This is a genomic window from Candidatus Paceibacterota bacterium (genome assembly GCA_028697015.1).
GTDB lineage: Bacteria > Patescibacteriota > Minisyncoccia > Minisyncoccales > GWA2-38-27 > JAQVFW01.
On sequence record JAQVFW010000013.1, the window covers coordinates 1 to 17,537 of the forward strand.

The 17,537-nt window shown below is 34.7% G+C and carries 24 protein-coding genes and 2 tRNA genes; 12 read left to right on the forward strand and 14 right to left on the reverse strand.

Features of this window, described 5'->3' with window-relative positions:
• Position 1 precedes the first annotated feature (1 nt).
• The 12 genes from PHH50_03400 to PHH50_03455 form a co-directional block, all read right to left on the reverse strand.
• Positions 2-84: transfer RNA gene (locus PHH50_03400), tRNA-Leu, on the reverse strand.
• Positions 49-552: an HNH endonuclease signature motif containing protein gene (locus PHH50_03405; GenBank protein ID MDD3729331.1), complete on the reverse strand. Its 504-nt coding sequence runs from the start codon at positions 550-552 to the stop codon at positions 49-51. Before PHH50_03405 ends, PHH50_03400 begins: the two co-directional genes overlap by 36 nt.
• Before the next feature lie 37 nt (positions 553-589).
• Positions 590-661: transfer RNA gene (locus PHH50_03410), tRNA-Cys, on the reverse strand.
• 25 nt (positions 662-686) lie between these two features.
• The gene (gene rbfA, locus PHH50_03415; GenBank protein MDD3729332.1) at positions 687-1,025 is read right to left on the reverse strand and encodes a 30S ribosome-binding factor RbfA; all 339 of its coding nucleotides are present in this window, start codon (positions 1,023-1,025) and stop codon (positions 687-689) included.
• Complete coding sequence (gene infB / locus PHH50_03420) at positions 1,022-2,509, reverse strand: translation initiation factor IF-2 (GenBank protein MDD3729333.1); 1,488 nt, start codon at positions 2,507-2,509, stop codon at positions 1,022-1,024. Before infB ends, rbfA begins: the two co-directional genes overlap by 4 nt.
• A 64-nt stretch (positions 2,510-2,573) precedes the next feature.
• The gene (locus tag PHH50_03425) at positions 2,574-2,936 is read right to left on the reverse strand and encodes a DUF4446 family protein (GenBank protein ID MDD3729334.1); all 363 of its coding nucleotides are present in this window, start codon (positions 2,934-2,936) and stop codon (positions 2,574-2,576) included.
• An 89-nt stretch (positions 2,937-3,025) separates the two neighbouring features.
• Positions 3,026-3,547 carry an inosine/xanthosine triphosphatase gene (gene yjjX / locus PHH50_03430; protein ID MDD3729335.1) on the reverse strand — a complete coding sequence of 174 codons (522 nt, stop codon included), beginning with the start codon at positions 3,545-3,547 and terminating at the stop codon, positions 3,026-3,028.
• Positions 3,544-4,059: an isopentenyl-diphosphate Delta-isomerase gene (gene idi / locus PHH50_03435; protein MDD3729336.1), complete on the reverse strand. Its 516-nt coding sequence runs from the start codon at positions 4,057-4,059 to the stop codon at positions 3,544-3,546. Before idi ends, yjjX begins: the two co-directional genes overlap by 4 nt.
• Positions 4,060-4,162: 103 nt before the next feature.
• A complete protein-coding gene (locus tag PHH50_03440) occupies positions 4,163-4,429 on the reverse strand; it encodes a hypothetical protein (GenBank protein MDD3729337.1) in 267 nt (88 codons plus the stop codon).
• Positions 4,422-5,204 carry a hypothetical protein gene (locus tag PHH50_03445; protein MDD3729338.1) on the reverse strand — a complete coding sequence of 261 codons (783 nt, stop codon included), beginning with the start codon at positions 5,202-5,204 and terminating at the stop codon, positions 4,422-4,424. The genes PHH50_03440 and PHH50_03445 overlap by 8 nt, the downstream gene beginning before the upstream one ends.
• Positions 5,183-6,862 carry a ribonucleoside-diphosphate reductase subunit alpha gene (locus PHH50_03450; GenBank protein ID MDD3729339.1) on the reverse strand — a complete coding sequence of 560 codons (1,680 nt, stop codon included), beginning with the start codon at positions 6,860-6,862 and terminating at the stop codon, positions 5,183-5,185. Before PHH50_03450 ends, PHH50_03445 begins: the two co-directional genes overlap by 22 nt.
• A gap of 5 nt (positions 6,863-6,867) precedes the next feature.
• Positions 6,868-8,163 (reverse strand): ribonucleotide-diphosphate reductase subunit beta, encoded by a 1,296-nt coding sequence (locus PHH50_03455; GenBank protein MDD3729340.1) that lies wholly within the window; start codon positions 8,161-8,163, stop codon positions 6,868-6,870.
• Positions 8,164-8,452: 289 nt separating this feature from the next.
• Here PHH50_03455 and lexA point away from each other — a divergent pair, with 289 nt between their 5' ends.
• A complete protein-coding gene (gene lexA, locus PHH50_03460) occupies positions 8,453-9,904 on the forward strand; it encodes a transcriptional repressor LexA (protein MDD3729341.1) in 1,452 nt (483 codons plus the stop codon).
• On the opposite strand, the gene PHH50_03465 is transcribed toward lexA, so the two are convergent.
• Positions 9,896-10,900 carry a hypothetical protein gene (locus PHH50_03465; GenBank protein MDD3729342.1) on the reverse strand — a complete coding sequence of 335 codons (1,005 nt, stop codon included), beginning with the start codon at positions 10,898-10,900 and terminating at the stop codon, positions 9,896-9,898. The genes lexA and PHH50_03465 overlap by 9 nt on opposite strands.
• Before the next feature lie 5 nt (positions 10,901-10,905).
• Positions 10,906-11,127, reverse strand: coding sequence for a helix-turn-helix transcriptional regulator (locus PHH50_03470; protein MDD3729343.1), 222 nt, complete (start codon positions 11,125-11,127; stop codon positions 10,906-10,908).
• Positions 11,128-11,680: 553 nt separating this feature from the next.
• Between PHH50_03470 and PHH50_03475 the strand changes: the two genes are divergently transcribed.
• From PHH50_03475 to PHH50_03525, 11 genes are all read left to right on the forward strand, one after another.
• The gene (locus tag PHH50_03475; protein ID MDD3729344.1) at positions 11,681-11,998 is read left to right on the forward strand and encodes a metalloregulator ArsR/SmtB family transcription factor; all 318 of its coding nucleotides are present in this window, start codon (positions 11,681-11,683) and stop codon (positions 11,996-11,998) included.
• Entirely contained in the window at positions 11,988-12,290 is a 303-nt protein-coding gene (locus PHH50_03480; GenBank protein ID MDD3729345.1) for a thioredoxin family protein, read from the forward strand. The genes PHH50_03475 and PHH50_03480 overlap by 11 nt, the downstream gene beginning before the upstream one ends.
• 8 nt (positions 12,291-12,298) lie before the next feature.
• Entirely contained in the window at positions 12,299-13,273 is a 975-nt protein-coding gene (locus PHH50_03485) for a permease (GenBank protein MDD3729346.1), read from the forward strand.
• A gap of 54 nt (positions 13,274-13,327) precedes the next feature.
• Positions 13,328-13,783, forward strand: a complete 456-nt coding sequence (locus PHH50_03490; GenBank protein ID MDD3729347.1) for a nitrophenyl compound nitroreductase subunit ArsF family protein — start codon at positions 13,328-13,330, stop codon at positions 13,781-13,783.
• A 7-nt stretch (positions 13,784-13,790) separates the two neighbouring features.
• Positions 13,791-14,507: an aromatic aminobenezylarsenical efflux permease ArsG family transporter gene (locus PHH50_03495; protein MDD3729348.1), complete on the forward strand. Its 717-nt coding sequence runs from the start codon at positions 13,791-13,793 to the stop codon at positions 14,505-14,507.
• 18 nt (positions 14,508-14,525) lie between these two features.
• A complete protein-coding gene (locus PHH50_03500) occupies positions 14,526-15,152 on the forward strand; it encodes a hypothetical protein (protein MDD3729349.1) in 627 nt (208 codons plus the stop codon).
• Positions 15,142-15,549: a hypothetical protein gene (locus PHH50_03505; GenBank protein MDD3729350.1), complete on the forward strand. Its 408-nt coding sequence runs from the start codon at positions 15,142-15,144 to the stop codon at positions 15,547-15,549. Before PHH50_03500 ends, PHH50_03505 begins: the two co-directional genes overlap by 11 nt.
• Positions 15,550-15,601: 52 nt before the next feature.
• Entirely contained in the window at positions 15,602-16,066 is a 465-nt protein-coding gene (locus PHH50_03510) for a hypothetical protein (GenBank protein MDD3729351.1), read from the forward strand.
• A gap of 12 nt (positions 16,067-16,078) precedes the next feature.
• Positions 16,079-16,615: a hypothetical protein gene (locus PHH50_03515; protein ID MDD3729352.1), complete on the forward strand. Its 537-nt coding sequence runs from the start codon at positions 16,079-16,081 to the stop codon at positions 16,613-16,615.
• Between the two features lie 86 nt (positions 16,616-16,701).
• Complete coding sequence (locus PHH50_03520) at positions 16,702-17,295, forward strand: hypothetical protein (GenBank protein MDD3729353.1); 594 nt, start codon at positions 16,702-16,704, stop codon at positions 17,293-17,295.
• Positions 17,283-17,537 (forward strand): recombinase family protein (locus tag PHH50_03525; GenBank protein MDD3729354.1); only part of this gene is annotated, 255 nt, incomplete at its 3' end. The genes PHH50_03520 and PHH50_03525, both read left to right, overlap by 13 nt.

Genomic DNA, 17,537 nt, shown 5'->3' on the forward strand with positions numbered 1-17,537 from the left:
GTGGGCGAGATGGGAGTCGAACCCATATGAGGTAATCCTCGCAACATTTTAAGTGTTGTGCGTATGCCTTTCCGCCACTCGCCCGTTTTTTTTATTACAACCCCTATGAGTATTTTTTAAAGAATGACAATTTGGACACAAAATTCTTAAATTTTTTAATCGATTATCATTAACATCGCCATTTATATGATCCAATTCAATAGGAATACGGCCATCTTTGCTTTTTTTTGCCCACCCGCATTCTTCACAACAAGCTAATTTAAATCCTTCTTTAATTAATCTATTTTTTAACTTATAGCTTTGAAAATAACTATTTTGAACAAGTATTTTTTCTAAAGAAACTCTAGGTTTAAAATCAAGATGCAGCCCTTTATTCCATCCTCTGCCTTTAAAATGAGAAATATTTATTTCAAATTCCTTAATATATTTTTCAAGTTGAAAATAATTTCCGCCAGCTTCTTTTAAATTCAGTTTACCTAAAACTTGACGAAAACTTGTTGAATTTTTAACGGCCTTCTTAAGCTGTTCTATTGTCCATGATCTTTTTCTCATTAGTCCATTTTATCATATGGTAAACTAATTTTACGGGAGGCCTGGGCGGGAATTGCACCCACGTATAACGGTTTTGCAGACCGTTGCCTTGCTGCTTGGCTACCAGGCCTAGTCAATTTGGTTATAATAACCTCTTATTCCTTATTTTTCAATGAGTCAAGCATTCTTTCAACTTTATCTGCTGATTTTGTTTTATCTTCCTTCAAAAAAACAATTCTCGGAACAGGCCTTATTTTCAATTGTTTATTTAGTTCTTGCTGAATGTGATAAATATTTCTATTAAGTATTCTTAAGACACGATCAAATTCTTTTTCCGGAATAACGGAAATATATACTTTTGACTCAATAATATTGGAAGACGTTTCCACTCTTGTTACAGTAGTAAGGATGTTTCTTCCTATATCAAGGGTTTTCAGTATAATGTTTGAAACTTCCTTCCTTATAAGATTATCAACACTTGAAAGACGCTTCATAATTCTCCTTTAATCTTTTCTTCTGTATAGGCAACAAGAATATCGCCCCTTTCGACAAATACGTCTTCTTTAATTTGAAAAAGCATTCCGCATTCTTCTCCTTTAATAACCTCTCCTGCATTTTTCTTGTTTTTTTGAAGTCCTGAAATTTTTCCTTCTCCTATTTTTTCATTGTTTCTTATGATATCAACAATAGAATTCTTTTTTACTTCTCCTAAAAGAACCTTTCCTCCTATAACCTGGGATTTTTTATCCGTTTTAAAAACTTCCAAAATTTTAATTTTGCCGGCTTCTTTTTTTATTAATTCCGGCTCAACAAGGCGAAGTAGAAAATTTCTTATTGCATCTTCAAATTCATAAATAATTTCAAAATTAATTATTCTTATTTTCTCTCTTAAGGCCAAACTTTCCGCTATTTGGCTTGTTTTTGTCCTAAAACCGATAATCTTGGCATTTGTTCCTTTGGCAAGTTTTATGTCTGATTCGTCAATGTTCCCCGCTTCCGCCTTTATGATTTTTATTGCAACTTTTTCGCTTGGAATTTTTCTCAAAATCCCCTCTAGTGCTTCAAGAGAACCAAGAACATCCGCTTTTATAATAAGGTTTAGCATTTTTTTTCCTTCTGCTCCTTTAAAAGAAGAAAATATTTCTTTTTTTTCTTCTAACTCTTTCATTTTTTCTCCTTCAGAAACAGATTCTATTTCTTCTCCCGCACTGGGAATTTTATCAAACCCAAGTATAAGGACGGGCATTGAAGGATAGGCCTCTGAAATTTGTTCTCCTTTAAAATTTTCCATTATCTTCACTTTTCCTGAAGAAGAAAGAGAACGTATATTTTCTCCTTTTTTTAAAATTCCTTCCGTAATAATAACGCTTACCGCAGGGCCTCTCCTTGAATCAAGGCGAGATTCAATAACAACTCCTTTTGCGTTCTTTGAAAGATCTGCTCTTAGGTCTTCTAAATCTCCAAGTAAAATAATCATATCCAAAAGATCTTTTATACCCTGTTTTGTCGTAGCTGAAACATTAACGGAAGGAATTTTCCCTCCCAGGTCTTCAACTAAAATATCCTTTTCAGCAAGACCAAGTTTTACTTTTTCAGGATTAGCGCTTTGCTTATCGATTTTATTTATCGCAACAACAAAAGGAATTTTTGCTTCTTTTATGTGAGAAATAGCTTCTTCTGTTTGTTTTTTTACTCCTTCATCGGCAGCAACAACAAGAACGGCAATATCCGCAATTCTTGTTCCTCTTGCTCTCATTAAAGAAAAAGCCTCGTGTCCGGGCGTATCAATAAAAGTGATTTTTTTCTCTTCGTGCTCAATCTCATACGCTCCTATGTGCTGGGTTATTCCCCCCGATTCTTTTTCTGTTATTTTCAAGTCCTTTATGCTTTCCAATATGCTTGACTTTCCATGGTCAACGTGCCCCATAATAACAACTACAGGAGGACGGGTTGTGATTTTTTCTTTTTCTTTTTTCATAATTTTAAGTGCCAATGGGAATACTTTTAAGCAAAGATAAAACAACTTTTAAAACAGCAAAAAACTATTTTTTATCTGTTGTTTCCCTAAGAAGCTGTTCTTCTTCTTTTGACAGAGAATATTTAGAATTTCCTTTTTCTATTGGCTTTGCGTAAACTCTGCTTCCTCCTTCGGCATAAAGACCTGTAATAATCGCTCCGTCATTATTCTTATTAAGAAAAACGGCCGAAAAGCTTTGGTTTCCGCCAATTGTTGAAAAAGGATTGTATCTTATAACATCCATTTTTTTAATAAAATAGAAGCTTTCTTCTTTGAGCTTCTCAATTTCTTTTTTAAGCCGGTTATTCTCTTCATCTAGCTTTTTTAAATAGATCAATACCTGGGCAATGTTTTCCGGCTCTTTTTTCTTTTTTAAAAAATTAAACATATATTTTTATAGTAATAAGGGTTATTCTAGTTGAAAAAGGAACTTTTTTCAAGCCCATACTAAAAAACTCCTTAAAAAGCAAATTTATTTTATTTATAATAATCGGGATTAATAAACCTTGAAAAAGCAAAAATTGTCGCTATTTTTAGAGAATTTGTTCTTGAAACAAGATTATTTGTCAAAATTCCAACCGTTCCTTGTTTCTCCTTTGTATTATGTTCTCCTATAAATTTATCCATTACAAATCCAAGCTCCTTTCCCTTCCTTATTTCGGAAGCAACTTTTTCGGGCAAAAGGACATCTCCTCCTCCTCCAATTCCTATTTTCCCTTTTCTATCTACAACAACGGCCCATCCGGAAAGAAACATCCCAAAATCGCTCTGATAAACAAACCCTTCAAGCCCAACTCCCATATCGGCATTGGAATTTTCCAGTGACTGTTTTGCCCGGTTTAAGGCCCCTTTTATGGCCTCTTTTTTTGTCATCGGCTGATTACTCACTCCAGAGTTAGTTTTCATTCCCAAGACCTCAGAACCAGGCCAGATTCTTTTTACGGCATTTTTAACGGCATTTAATTTTACCGGATTTTTTGAGCCAACAACTATTTTCATATTTTTGAAAGAATGTCATAAAATGACATCCTAAGCCAATAAGTGTATTTTTCCGGATTATTTTCCAGGTCTTTCTTTAAAGAATTGACATTTACCCATTTCCAATCTTCCGCTTCTTTTTCGTTTATTTTCGGATCAGCATCTGATTTTCCTATCAAAACATGGTCATACTCGTATTCAGTAAGACCGTTATCAAACTTTTTTTTGTAGACAAAACTGTGAATTTCTTCAAGGTCACAAATAATACCCATTTCTTCTTTTAGCCGCCTTTTAGATGCCTCTTTAACGCTTTCATTTGGCAAAGGGTGGCTACAGCAGGTATTTGTCCAAAGACCCCCGGAATGGTATTTTTCCTTGTTTCTTTTTTGAAGAAGCAATTCTCCTTTGGAATTGAATATAAAAATGGAAAAAGCCCGGTGAAGTTTTCCCTCCTTATGCACTTTGTTTTTATATCCCACTCCTATTTGATTGTCTTTTTCGTCAACAAGTATGATTTTGTTTTCTTTTTCCATAATTCCTTTCTGCCTTTATACCACAGTTCTTTTCTTCTTTAAAGAACTTTTCTTTATAAAAAAAGGGAGAACTCGCGCTCTCCCAAAATATTCATAAACCAATTTATTCTTCAAGATCTCTAAGATGGGCTATCCTCCTTCTTATCATTAGATCTTTTAAATAGGCCATTTTTTCTTCTTTTGTCATTTCCATCATGGCTTCTACATCAGAGTTTAAAGAAGGATGAAATTCATCTTTTCTTATCCAAAGGCGGTTCCACCATAATAAAATGCACTTATTCCAAATGCGTCTTTTTATTTTCGAAGGTAATTCCCTTAATTCCATAAGAAAGAGCTGAAAAGATAAAAGAAGTTTCTTTGTCTTATTCATGCTGTTCTCCCTTGATTTTAGCAAGAGTATTTCTTAAATCGCCGTATGTTTCCGTTTCTTTTGGGAAATAAACCCTCAATTGACATCTGCGACAAACAAGAACATCGCTTTTTTCTGTGGACCGAATGCGGTCCATATACCCTTTGCAATATTTATGAATCCCTACGCATCCTTTAAGCTTTCTGTCATCCCTGCAATGATCTATAAAATATTCCAATCCTAAAAAATTAGGGCTTGGAGGATATTCGCAAAGCATGTCACCCTCGTTTGTCATTTGAATAGGAGAAAGAGGAACGCTCCTTTCAATTTCATTTGCAATTGCACAAACAATGCTGCTTCTTTCTTCTCCTTTTTTAGAGACGGTTATAACCCGGCAAAAAGCGCAATCAAGCCATCCGGTGGCAGAGTAATCGTCTTCTCCTTCCTCATTTATTACCTTAAAAGGAAAAGCTTTATTTATGGGATACGTTTCTCCCGTAAAGCTTCCGTCTTGGTCTCTGTAGTTTCCCAAAAGAGTTCCAAAAATAATTTCTTTTGCTTCAAATCCGGCGGCCTTTATAACTGCAAAAAGAATTTTAGCATCGTCTTTTTTTAATTCTTTGATTTTATTTGATAAATCATATCTTAAAACAAAATCAACAAATTGCTCAGCAATAACAACGGTTTTGGCAAGCATTTTTTTCTCCCTGTATTGGTCTATGAAGTGTACTGATGGCAATATATATAATATTTCAAAAACAGTCAAACTATCAATTATGCCTCGCAAGATTTGCAAATTTGAGCATCTTTCATTCTTCCGAATTGCTGGGCCGCATTGACGCTATATTGATAATAAAAAGTTTTAATTCCCATTTTCCACGCATCAATATAGAGAGAATTAATCTCTTTTACCGGCAAAGAAGGATTAATGGCAAGATTAAGCGACTGCCCCTGGTCAATATATTTCTGACGAACGGCTGCCTGCTCTATAATAACTCTCTGGTCAGTTTCTTGGAATGTTTTAAAGACCTCTTTCTCCTCTTTTGAAAGAAAAGGAAGATGCAAAACAGAGCCGTCATTATCACGAATACTCTTCCATGTTTCTTTCGAGTTTTCTCCTTTTTTTTCAAGCAATTTTTCAAGTTCCTTGTTTTTTATAGTCACTTTCATTTTATCAATGTCCTTAACATAACAGTTAGACCAAATTGGCTCAATGCTTTGGGAAACCTGTCCAAGTATGAAAGCAGAAGAAGTTGTTGGAGCAATTGCCATTAAAGTTGAATTTCTCCTTCCATATCCTTTTAAAATCGGCGGTTCTCCATATTCTTTTGCCAGTTTTTTTGAGGCCTCATAGGATTGTTCTTTTATATTTTTGAAAATCTCCACATTGAGTTTATTCGATATGTCAGAATCAATTGGAAGCATCTTGCTCTGAAGGAGAGAATGCCATCCCAAAACCCCAATGCCTATCGCCCTATTTTCAACGGCAAAATTATACGCTCTTTCCATAAATAGGAATGACTGCCTTTTTTGAGGATCATCGCTGTCTCTCATCTTTTCAAGTCGTTTTATAAAATCAGACATTACGGCGTCTAAAAAATAGACCAAAGTTTCCACAACATCAGTGTTTTTCCACTTTTCATAGTGAAGAAGGTTTAAAGAAGAAAGATTGCAGACAAAAGACCATTTTTCATTTGAAGGAAGCAATATTTCAGAACAAAGATTGCTTGCAAGTATTTTAAGCTTTTTATCTTTATAAACATCTGCCGTATTTTTATTGACATTATCAGTAAAAAAAATATAAGGGTAGCCGATTTGGGTTCTTCTTTGCAGTATTTTGGCCCAAATGTCTCTTTTTTTACTATCGCCGCTTATCATCTCTTTGAGCCATTTATCCGTAACCGTAACTCCATATGTCATTTCTTGAATAAAATTTCCTTCCGTTCCAATATTTAAAAATTCTTCTATATCGGAATGTTCAACGGGCAAATAAGGGGCAAAATGCCCCCTTCTTACAGATCCCTGACTTACAACATTAACTAATGTTTCAAATAAATGCATAAAATGAACCGCCCCGGATGAAAATCCGTTATCTTTAATAACGGACCCTCTTGGGCGCAAGTCCCCGAAATATCCGGCAGTTCCTCCTCCGTATTTACTCATCATCCCAACCTCGGCCTGAGTAAAAAGAATCTGACCCATATCGTCTCCCAGATAGGAAGAAAAACAGCTTATGGGAAAACCCTTTGAAAGGCCGAAGTTAGACCAAACGGGAGAAGAGAGAGAATAATATCCTTCTGACATATACTTGTAGAATTTTTTTGCAAATCCTTTTTTATTTAAAATATTTTCCGCTGTTTTTGCAATTTCATCTATCCTTTCTTCCGCGCTTACTTTTTTGTTTAAATATCCCTTGGAAAGAAATATTTTTGAATAATCGTTTAACCAGTTCATAAAATTTAAAATAAGTCCTCGCCAGTTATGCTCTTACTTCTTTTATTGTAATTAATTGATCTTTTTACAAAAAAATCCCCGTGTTTTGTTGTGATAATTTCCTCGTCAAACCATTCTGTTTTCTGAAGCATTTTTTCATTAACCTTGAATATTCTTTCAACTCCAATGCTAACTAAAGAATTATTAAGCCGATTTTTTACAAATTCCATAATTATGTCTTTTGAAAGAAATTCCAATTCTCCTTTTTTAAAAATCCAATCAACTACTTTCTTTTCCGTATCAAGAGAATTTTTGCATGATTCAATAATTGTTTTTTTAAAATTATCGTCAAACCAATCAGGATGCTCTTTTTTAATAATGTTTATTATTTCAATCCCGAATAATCCGTGTATTTGCTCTTCTTTTGACGTTGCTTCAACAGCATTTGATATTCCTTTGAATAAATTTTTGTATTTATTAAAAGACATTATTATTAAAAATTGGGAGAATAAGGAGACATGCTCGATAAAAAGAGAAAAAAGCAAAATCGCTTTTGTAATCTCCTTGTTGTCTTCGCTTTTTGACGTTTTAATGGAATTTTCAAGATATTTTATTCTTTCCATAAGAACCGGCACTTCTTCTATCTTAGTAAATTCCTCGTTAAGGCCGAGTATTTCAAGAAGATGGGAATAAGCATCCATATGGCGAACTTCGCTTTCTGCAAAAGTAAAACCGACAGAAGCGATTTCCGGCTTTGGCATCTTTTTGTAAATATCGCCCCAAAAGGACTTTACGGCAACTTCTATCTGGGCAATCGCAAGCATTGTCTTTTTTATGGCGCTTCTCTCCTTTTCCGTAATATTTGCCTTGAAATCCTGTATATCGCTTAAATAATTGAATTCCGTATGTATCCAATAAGAATGTCTTATTGCGTTTACATATTCATAAAGTTCGGGATATTCATAGGGCTTAAGATTGATTCTTTTTTTAAAGATATTCCTTTTTCTTAAGATTGCCCTTTTTTCCCTGTATATGATATAGGATTTGGCAACGTCATAGAAAGAATTTGCCATCAGTTCCTTCTCGACAATATCCTGTATTTCTTCAACCGTTATGTTTTCATACGGCACATTAACATTTTTTCTTTTTTCTTTTTCGATGCTTTCTATTTTTTTAAAGACCTTTTTTGCAATATTTTTAGAAGATTCTTTTTCTCCTTTGTTTACCGCAACCATTGCCCTGTAAATCGCATTTGCAATTTTATCTATGTCAAAAGGAACTATACTTCCGTCTCTTTTCAGGATTGAAAAATTGTTTTTCATTATTTTTTTTATTTTAACCTGCAGATAGAAAAATATCTTCTATTTTTAAAAGGAGAATTATAATTTTAAGAATTTAGAAATTCTTAACGTATAATATCAAAAGAGAAGTACTCTTGTCAAGAATAATTCTTAATTAGGAATTAGTTATTAATAAAAAAAAACTAAATACTAATTATTTACTCATCTTTTTAATAGATAGGAATTTTAAGTAATTATACTGTTGTGTATAACTATATTTGATTTTCTATTTTTTTTCTATTATAATTTAAATATAGAATAAAATAATTTTATGATTACAAAAAAGCAAAAACAGGTCTTAGATTTTATATCCCTATATCATAAAAAAAAAGGGTATTCTCCTTCTCTTGAAGAGATAAAAAAACACTTCAGACATTCTTCTGTTTCCACTGCTCATTTTTATATTAAAAAATTGCAAAGTTTAGGGTTTATAGGAAGACAAGACAATAAACCAAGGTCAATTAATATTTATGGAGACGAAAAAATGGTTAATGTCACATTGCTCGGCTCAATCTCTGCCGGTAAGCCAATTGAAGCTATTGAAAATAAAGAATCAATCGCTGTTCCAAAGAGTAAGCTATCTAGTGATGGTAAATTCTATGCTTTAAGGGTTATTGGTAATAGTATGATAGATGAAAATATAAATGACGGCGATATTGTCTTGGTTAAACAGCAAAGCATTGCTGAAGATGGACAAAAAGTTGTTGCCTTAATTGATAATTATGAAGCAACACTTAAAAAATTTTATAAAGAAAGAGGATTTATTCGACTACAACCAGCCAATAAAGATATTGAACCAATAATTATAAAAAAAGATAGAGAGTTAACCATTCAAGGTATTGTAATTGATGTGATAAAAAATGAAGAGGAATTACAAGCAACAAAATTATCATCTCAAAAAGAAATAAAAAAACTAAAATTATTACCGCTTAACAAAATTATATGTGGTGATGCCGTTTTAGAACTTAAAAAATTTCCCGACAAGACAATTGATTTGGTTGTTACATCTCCTCCTTACGACGAAATAAGAAAATATAATGGATTTAATTTTGATTTACACGCTACCGGTAAAGAAATATTCCGTGTGTTAAAGGATGGAGGAATAGCAATAATGGTTATTCAAGACCAAACAAAAGATTTCGGGAAATCATTAACATCATTTCGAACGATAGTAGATTGGGTTGATAACATTGGCTTTAAATTATTTGAGACCGTTATTTATAGAAAATATGGCGCAGAGGGCGCTTGGTGGAATAAACGCTTTCGAGTTGACCATGAGTATATGCCAATTTTTCTAAAAGGAAAACGACCACAATATTTTAATAAAGAACCCTTAAAAATTCCTTCTAAACATGGAGGGAAAACAATGACAGGCGGCGGCACTCGTCTTACTAATGGTATTCGTATTGCCACTCGTGCAATTACAATTAATCCAACAAAATGCAGAGGTACAATTTGGGAATATATGACAGCTGGAGACGGTACTCGTCTCAAACATCAACATCCGGCAACATTTCCCGATCGCTTACCATATGATTTTATCCAGTGTTTTTGTCCACAAAACGGTGTTGTTCTGGATCCGTTTATAGGAAGCGGGACAACCGCATTATCGGCAATTGAATTAGAAAGAAATTATATCGGAATTGATATATCTAGGGATTATTGTGAACTAGCTAAAAAACGCATTAAAGAAGAGGGAATAAATAATAAAAGATTATTTTAATAAAATATTCTTATTATCTAAAGTATATTCTATTGCAAGTCCGCTAGTCATTGCCCATGAAATCGGTTTTTTGGAAATCATCTCTTTAAAATTTCTATTATTCGGCTTAATACTACCTTTTTTGAATTGGAAAATTTTTAAATCATTCCATTGCCAGTTTTGTTTTTTATAATCCCATGTTGTAAGTTCTGATAAGATTTTTAAAAATTTTTCTGACTTTTCTCTTTCTTCTTCGCTTAATTCACAGATATTGCCTCTTATTTTCAGATTAATTAATTCTCCTTTTGAGTTAGAAATTTTTATTTTATCATTACCGTTTTTATTTTCACTAATTTCACTAATTTGTGCGAAAAAATCTTGCAAAGCAAGCATTAAATTATAAACAGAATAATGTTTATTAAAAAATATATCATATAATTCATTTCGATTTATTTCTGCCTTTAAATATCTTAACCAATCAATACAGTTCTCAGGATAACTAAACAGATTTTTAAACACACCATCAACATAAAGCAATGGGCAAATAGAAGATTCAGGAATTTTCAATTTTATTTTTGAACCCAATATTCCTATTAAAAGATGTATAGTTGCTAGTGGATATTTTAAACGAAAATCCTTATATCCATCATAGTTACGCAAATTGTTTGGCTGAATGCAATTCTTATAATTATCCCAATTTAACGGTTTTTTCTTTTTATTAAATTGAACCATATGATGACCAACACTCTTTATGTCTTTTCTAAATATTTCCATATCCAAAAAAACACAGTCTTTGGCTGAAATATTTTTATCCAACAACATTACTTTTCCGTCATAAAAGCCCTTTATTTGCCAATTTAAATAGGTAGACATAAATAATCCACATAACAAACCATCACTGTCTGGACTTAAAATACAATTCTGTCCCTTTTTAACAACCCATGGATAATCTTTTAGTATTTTTTCGTAATCAATTTGATCCGTTCTTCCTGATAATAATTTTTGGATTTTAGACATAAAATCTATTTTATAAAAAAAATTACATCTTTTTTGTAAATTTTTGCAAGTTCTTTCAATTCAATAATATCAATTCTTCTTTCTCCCTTTTCTATTTTTGAAATATAGGATTGAGGTTTTTTTAATCTTAAAGCAACGTCTTTTTGTTTTAAACCAACATCAAAACGAGCTTGTCTAATCTTTAATATTATATTTTTATACTCTTTAGAACAAATTGACTTTAACATATAATATAAGTATATATTCTATTATAGAATAACCCAAAATAGGTTTTTAAAATAAAGGAACAAGAAAAAATAATTTTGAATAAAATTAAGAAACCTTCATATGTAAAAAGTGAAAATTGGCGGTGTTTTTTGATTGATGTTCGAACATTTTTCGAGCAAAACCCCCAATAAGGAAGCCAGCCCCGCCGTCGCTCGGAAACCTCGCCACCCCGCAAAAAAGTTTTCTTCACAATTTTTAATTTGCGCGCGCCGATTTTTTTCTTCTAAAAGGAAAAGAAAACTTTTGTGCGGGGTTCTGCTCTGAACGAGCAGGACGGCGGGGCTGTCCGCTTTTTGTATTCGCTCGGGCGTGGCGGAATTCCCCCCAAACCCCCCTTCCGCCATGCCCTCGCGGGGACGATTCTTTTTTTCGGCGGAATTTGAGGCTGTGCCAATTTCATTGGCGCGCCACCTAAATATAGGTTTATCGTAGCAAAAAAACTAAAATTTGACAACCAAAAATAAATTTAATACAATATCAATAAGTATTGATATAATTAACATTGGTTAAATTATGAAACCAAAATGCTGTCGCAATAAAGAATCAACTGCCGAACTCGGCAAGGCCGTTGAATTTCTAAAGGTCGTAGCCGAGGAAAACAGAATGAAAATACTATGTATGTTGAGATCGGGAGAAAAATGCGTCTGCGATATCTGGCAATTCCTTGATATCCCCCAAAACCTCACATCGCATCATTTAAAAGTCCTGAAAGATTTTAAATTAGTGGAGGATCGAAAAGAGGGCTTGAGAGTTTATTATTCAATCAACAAAAAAGAAGTTAATAAATATAATTCATTATTAAATAAATTTTTACAATCGTATGAAAAATAGCGACAAAATTCAAGTTTTAGGTTCAGGATGTCCAACTTGCAAAAAACTTTTTGAACTAACGAAGCAAGCCGTTCAAGAATTAGGGATAAAAACAGAAGTGGAATATATCACCGACATTCAAAAAATAATTGAGATGGGCGTAATGCAAAGTCCGGTTTTGGCGATAAATGGCAAACCGGTAATGACCGGATCAGTGTCTGATATAGAAAAAATTAAAGAATTAATAACTAAAGAAACTACCGAGACAACATCGGAAAATAAACCTGCCTGCAGTTGCGGAGGTAATTGTTAATAAAAGCTATGGATATTTTTTACCCACTACAATTATTTGCGGACTGGCTAAGTTATTCGGTCTTTAATCTAAGCTCGGAAGCTCATCTGGGAACGGCGGTTAATTTTTTTATTTATGATTCCCTGAAAATCCTCATTCTGCTTTTGATCATCAACTATTTCATGGCGGTTATTCGGCATTATTTGCCGATTGAAAAGCTTCGCGATTTTCTCGCTTCAAGGAAATGGTACGGATTGGATTATTTTTTGGCTGCGATCTTTGGAACAATCACGCCTTTCTGTTCCTGCTCTTCAATCCCTTTATTTATCGGATTTTTGGAAGCTGGTATACCGCTCGGAGTGACACTATCCTTTTTAATTACTTCACCATTGGTAAACCAAGTGGCGGTCGTTTTGTTTGCCGGACTTTTTGGCTGGAAAGTGACAATCCTATATGTTATCTCGGCAATTTTACTGGGCGTAATCGGTGGTTTTATATTGAGCAAGCTAAAACTGGAAAAACATGTGGCTGATTATGTCTGGAATATTAAAAGCAAAAAGATAGATATTCAAAATGGCAAGGAAAAATTCAGTGTACTGATCAGAAAGTTTTGGCATGAGGGGCTGGATTTGACTAAAAAAATAACGCCTTATGTGCTTTTAGGTATTGCGGTCGGGGCGGCGATACATGGCTTTATTCCGACTGGGTTTTTTGAAAAATACATAACAGCCGAAAATTTGTTTGCTGTTCCAATTGCTACGCTTGTTGCTGTTCCAATGTATGCCAATGCGGTCGGAGTAATACCGATAATGCAATCTCTCGTTGAAAAAGGTATCCCCCTGGGCACAGCTATGGCTTTTATGATGGCCGTAGTCGGGCTCTCGCTCCCCGAAGCGTTGATATTGAAACGAGTAATGAAAATTAAATTGCTGATTTATTTTTTTGGAATCACAACTTTAAATATAATCATAATCGGGTATTTATTTAATGCCTTTGTAAAATAAAAATTATGAACAAAAAAATCATTAATTATTGGAATATCTGTCGGCGTTGTAGTTTTGGCAGTTTTGGCTATTGCCAGTTCTGGCGGATCTCCAAAGTCTTCCAATGCGACTGCTAACATTCAAAATAGCCAAAATAATACGGCTAACCAAGGATATTCTTCAAGATCTCAAACTGCTGAAAAAATTGAGGTTGTTCATTTTCATGCTACCCAACAATGCTGGTCATGTATCACGGTTGGTGAATATGCTCTCAAAACAATCAAAGAAAAATTTCCGGAGGAATATAAAAACGGCACCATAGTTTTTAAGGATGTAAACGGTGAATTGCCAGAAAATAGGGACATGGTTATGAAATACCGTGCCAGAGGATCTTCTCTTTATATCAACGCTATAAGTTCCGGATCGGATAATATTGAGGAAGATACGGCTGTGTGGCGACTGGTTACCAATGAACAGCAGTTTTTGAATTATTTTGAGTCCAAGCTCAAGAAACTGCTCGGCAAACAATAAAAATATGATGGAGTTAATAAACAGTTTAATAGACAATTACAATATCCCCGTTTTGTCGGCATTTCTTTTAGGAGTGCTTACCTCTATAAGCCCCTGTCCTCTGGCGACCAATATCACAGCCGTTGCCTTTATCTCTAAAGACATCAAGACTCCGAAACATACGATCCTGTCTGGACTTTTTTATACTTTAGGTAGAGGTATAAGCTACACTTTACTGGCGACTTTGATTTATTTTGGCTTATCATCTTTTCAAATTTCTCGAATTTTTCAAGGTTGGGGTGATAAAGTTTTGGGTCCTGTCTTGATAGTTATTGGCTTAGCAATGTTTGGCGTTATAAAAATCAATTTGAAAAATAACAGTCAAACGACTGAGAAAATAAAATTGTGGCTGGCAGATAAGGGGTATATTGGATCTTTAGCCTTGGGAATGTTGTTTGCTTTTGCCTTTTGTCCTTACAGCGGAGTATTATTTTTCGGAGTCTTAATTCCGTTGGTTCTTCAATCTACCGGCGGTCTTTTGTTGCCTCCTCTTTTTGCCTTAGGCACAGGCTTGCCGGTGATTATCTTTTCCGTTCTTATAGCTTTTAGCATGCAAGCGGTCGGTAAAGCGTTCCAAGCGGTGCAGAAAATAGAAAAGTGGCTTCGGTATGGGGTGGCCTCAATTTTTATACTGACAGGAATTTATTATTTGCAGTACTTGGTCAAGTTTCTGATGAATTTATAATTTATGCTTAAAAAATATTTGCCAATTTCAATAATAATTTTATGCATAGTAGCTGTTTCCAGCTTAATAATGTCTGTCAGCGGAGCGAGAGATGATACAACCAAACAAACCAATCAAGAAAAAGTAAAAATAGCTGTTTGCCCGACTTTTTTGAGCTTGGCAAGTACATTAGATCAAGATGAATTTGAGATAATAAAAACACAATCAACATCGGAAAGTTTAGATTTATTAAACAACAAAACAGTAGATTATGTTTTAGCTGGCAGACCACCAAAACCACATGAGAAAAATTATCAAACTGAATTCATTTCAAAAATAGGATATTCTTTTGTCAGTAAAACCGAAAAGGCGGTCACTAAAGATGATTTGGACAAAGAAAAAATCTGTTCTGATCTTGATGAGGGTAAAATTTACGAGGGCTTACATTTGAAAGAAGTGGTTCAAGTTAACAATATTCTTGAGTGTCCGCAAGAATCTATCGTTATTACCTCGTGGGATAATACAAATTATGGAGAATTCTGGCCGGTTCATGTTATGAACGATGATGGATCAAGACATATTTTATCAAGAACCCCGATTGTTTATTGTAAAGAAGCTTGTCCGCTCAATATTATTAATCAAATAAAAATAGCTTATGAAAAATAAAATTATAATTCCGGGTGTTTTGTTTGCAGTCGTGGCAATTTTTTCAATTATCATTATTGTGCAAAATAATAATCACGCTGAACAGCCGGCAATTCAATCATCCGACAATATTAAAACTGAGGATCAGGGCATTGTTCTCTTTTATGGTGACGGATGCCCTCACTGCGAGATCGTGGAAAAATATGTCACGGAAAACAATATCGAATCCATAGTATCATTTGCCAAAAAAGAAGTTTATTATAATAAACAAAATTCAGCAGAGCTGGTCGAAAAGGCTGAATCTTGTGGAATGCCAACCGATTCCATCGGTGTGCCGTTTTTATGGGACGGCTCAAAATGTCACGTGGGCGATCATGACATAATCGAGTTTTTTAAATTAAAAACGAATATTCAATAATATGAAAAAAATATTTATCTTTGTGTTATCAATATTCGGATTAAATCTTTTAATGACTAAACAAGCCTTGGCGGTTTGTCCGATATGCACTGTTGCCGTGGGAGCCGGTGTCGGTTTTTCGCGCTGGATTGGTATAGATGATTCTATAACAGGCCTGTGGATCGGCGGATTGACGGTGTCCATGATCACTTGGACTGTCTCATGGTTTGACAAGAAAAATATCCACTTCAGAGGAAGAATGCTGGCGACAATTGTTGGTTATTATCTTTTGATTGTTGTTCCGCTTTATTTTATGGGCATAATTGGCAATCCTTTAAATACTATCTGTGCCTGTGGTTTAGATAAATTGGTCATCGGGGTTTTGGTTGGCAGTATCGCTTTTTGGTTCGGGGCAAGTTGGTATTATCACCTAAAAGAGAAAAACGGCGGACATGCTTATTTCCCATTTCAAAAAGTCGTCATGCCTATCAGCCCGCTTATTATCATGAGTATAATATTTTATCTTTTAACAAAATAATTATTTAAAAATATGAGCAAAGAACAACCAATAAAAAATTTAAACGAATTTATAGAAAAGGTAGATCAGATGAAAAAGCAGGACAAGATGGACTTGTCTTCGGATCAGGATTTGAGTATCGCTATTATGAATCTGGTCTCTATTGAGGAACACTTCTTTTTTACCGGAGCAAAACTTGGTAAAAACGAATATTACGACATGATAAAAGACGTTAGAGAGATGAGAAAGGAATTGCTCAAAAAAATCATTAAAGAATACGAGGGCGAAGTTTGGTGTATTTCAAAACATTTGCTTGCCGCTTCAATGCGCCTTATGGAAGTTGGCACGAAACAATTGGGAATGGACAGAAAAAAAGAAGCGTATGATCTTTTTAACAAGGCGTATAATCTTTACTCTTTGTTTTGGGGTCTGAATATGAAATTGCTGAATGTCGGCGACATTAAAAAAATTGACGACAAAGCGATAAACAAAAACGACACGGAGAAAAAAGGATTTATGGGAAAGCTTGGCGAATTAGTTAAAAAAGCAATTGATTGCTGTATTGAATAATTTTTTATCATGTATTTATTGGAAATTTTAGGGAGTTCCTTAGCGTTGCCCGCGAATGGCTGGGTGGGTCAAGGGCAACATCTCTTTTGGTGGCGCATTTTGCTTTGCAAAATACAGCCTCAAATTCCGCCGAAAAAAAGAATCGTCCCCGCGAGGGCATGGCGGAAGGGGGGTTTGGGGGGAATTCCGCCACGCCCGAGCGAATACAAAAAGCGGACAGCCCCGCCGTCCTGCTCGTTCAGAGCAGAACCCCGCACAAAAGTTTTCTTTTCCTTTTAGAAGAAAAAAATCGGCGCGCGCAAATTAAAAATTGTGAAGAAAACTTTTTTGCGGGGTGGCGAGGTTTCCGAGCGACGGCGGGGCTGGCTTCCTTATTGGGGGTTTTGCTCGAAAAATGTTCGAACATCAATCAAAAAACACCGCCAATTTTCACTTTTTGTGAAATCGTAAGATGTTGCCTCGGCGCAAAGCGCCTCGGCATGGTATTTTTCCGCTATTTTGAAGGCATTTTTGAAGTCGCACGCCAGCGTGCGGTCGGCAATGCGGAAGTTCGCAGAGCGAAGCTCCGGCAAAATGAAATTTTGCAAACCAATCTTTTTTCTTTCGCTTTCAGCGAAAGGTTGAGCGTATTTTTCTTTGATTGCCCAAAAACTAATTTCAAAACAATATGGACAACATAAATTTACAAACCAAAAAGATTTTTCTCTATGCTCGTAAATCCACGGACGAGCCAGAGCGACAAGTGCTTTCCATTGAGGCGCAAATGTTTGAATTGCGAGAATTTGCCAAAAAAGAAGGATTGAACATCGCCCGCGAATTTGTGGAAAGCAAAACCGCCAAAGAGCCGGGCAGAGAGATTTTTAATGAAATGGTGGCAAGCATAGAGAAAAATGAAGCCGAGGGAATTTTAGCGTGGCACCCC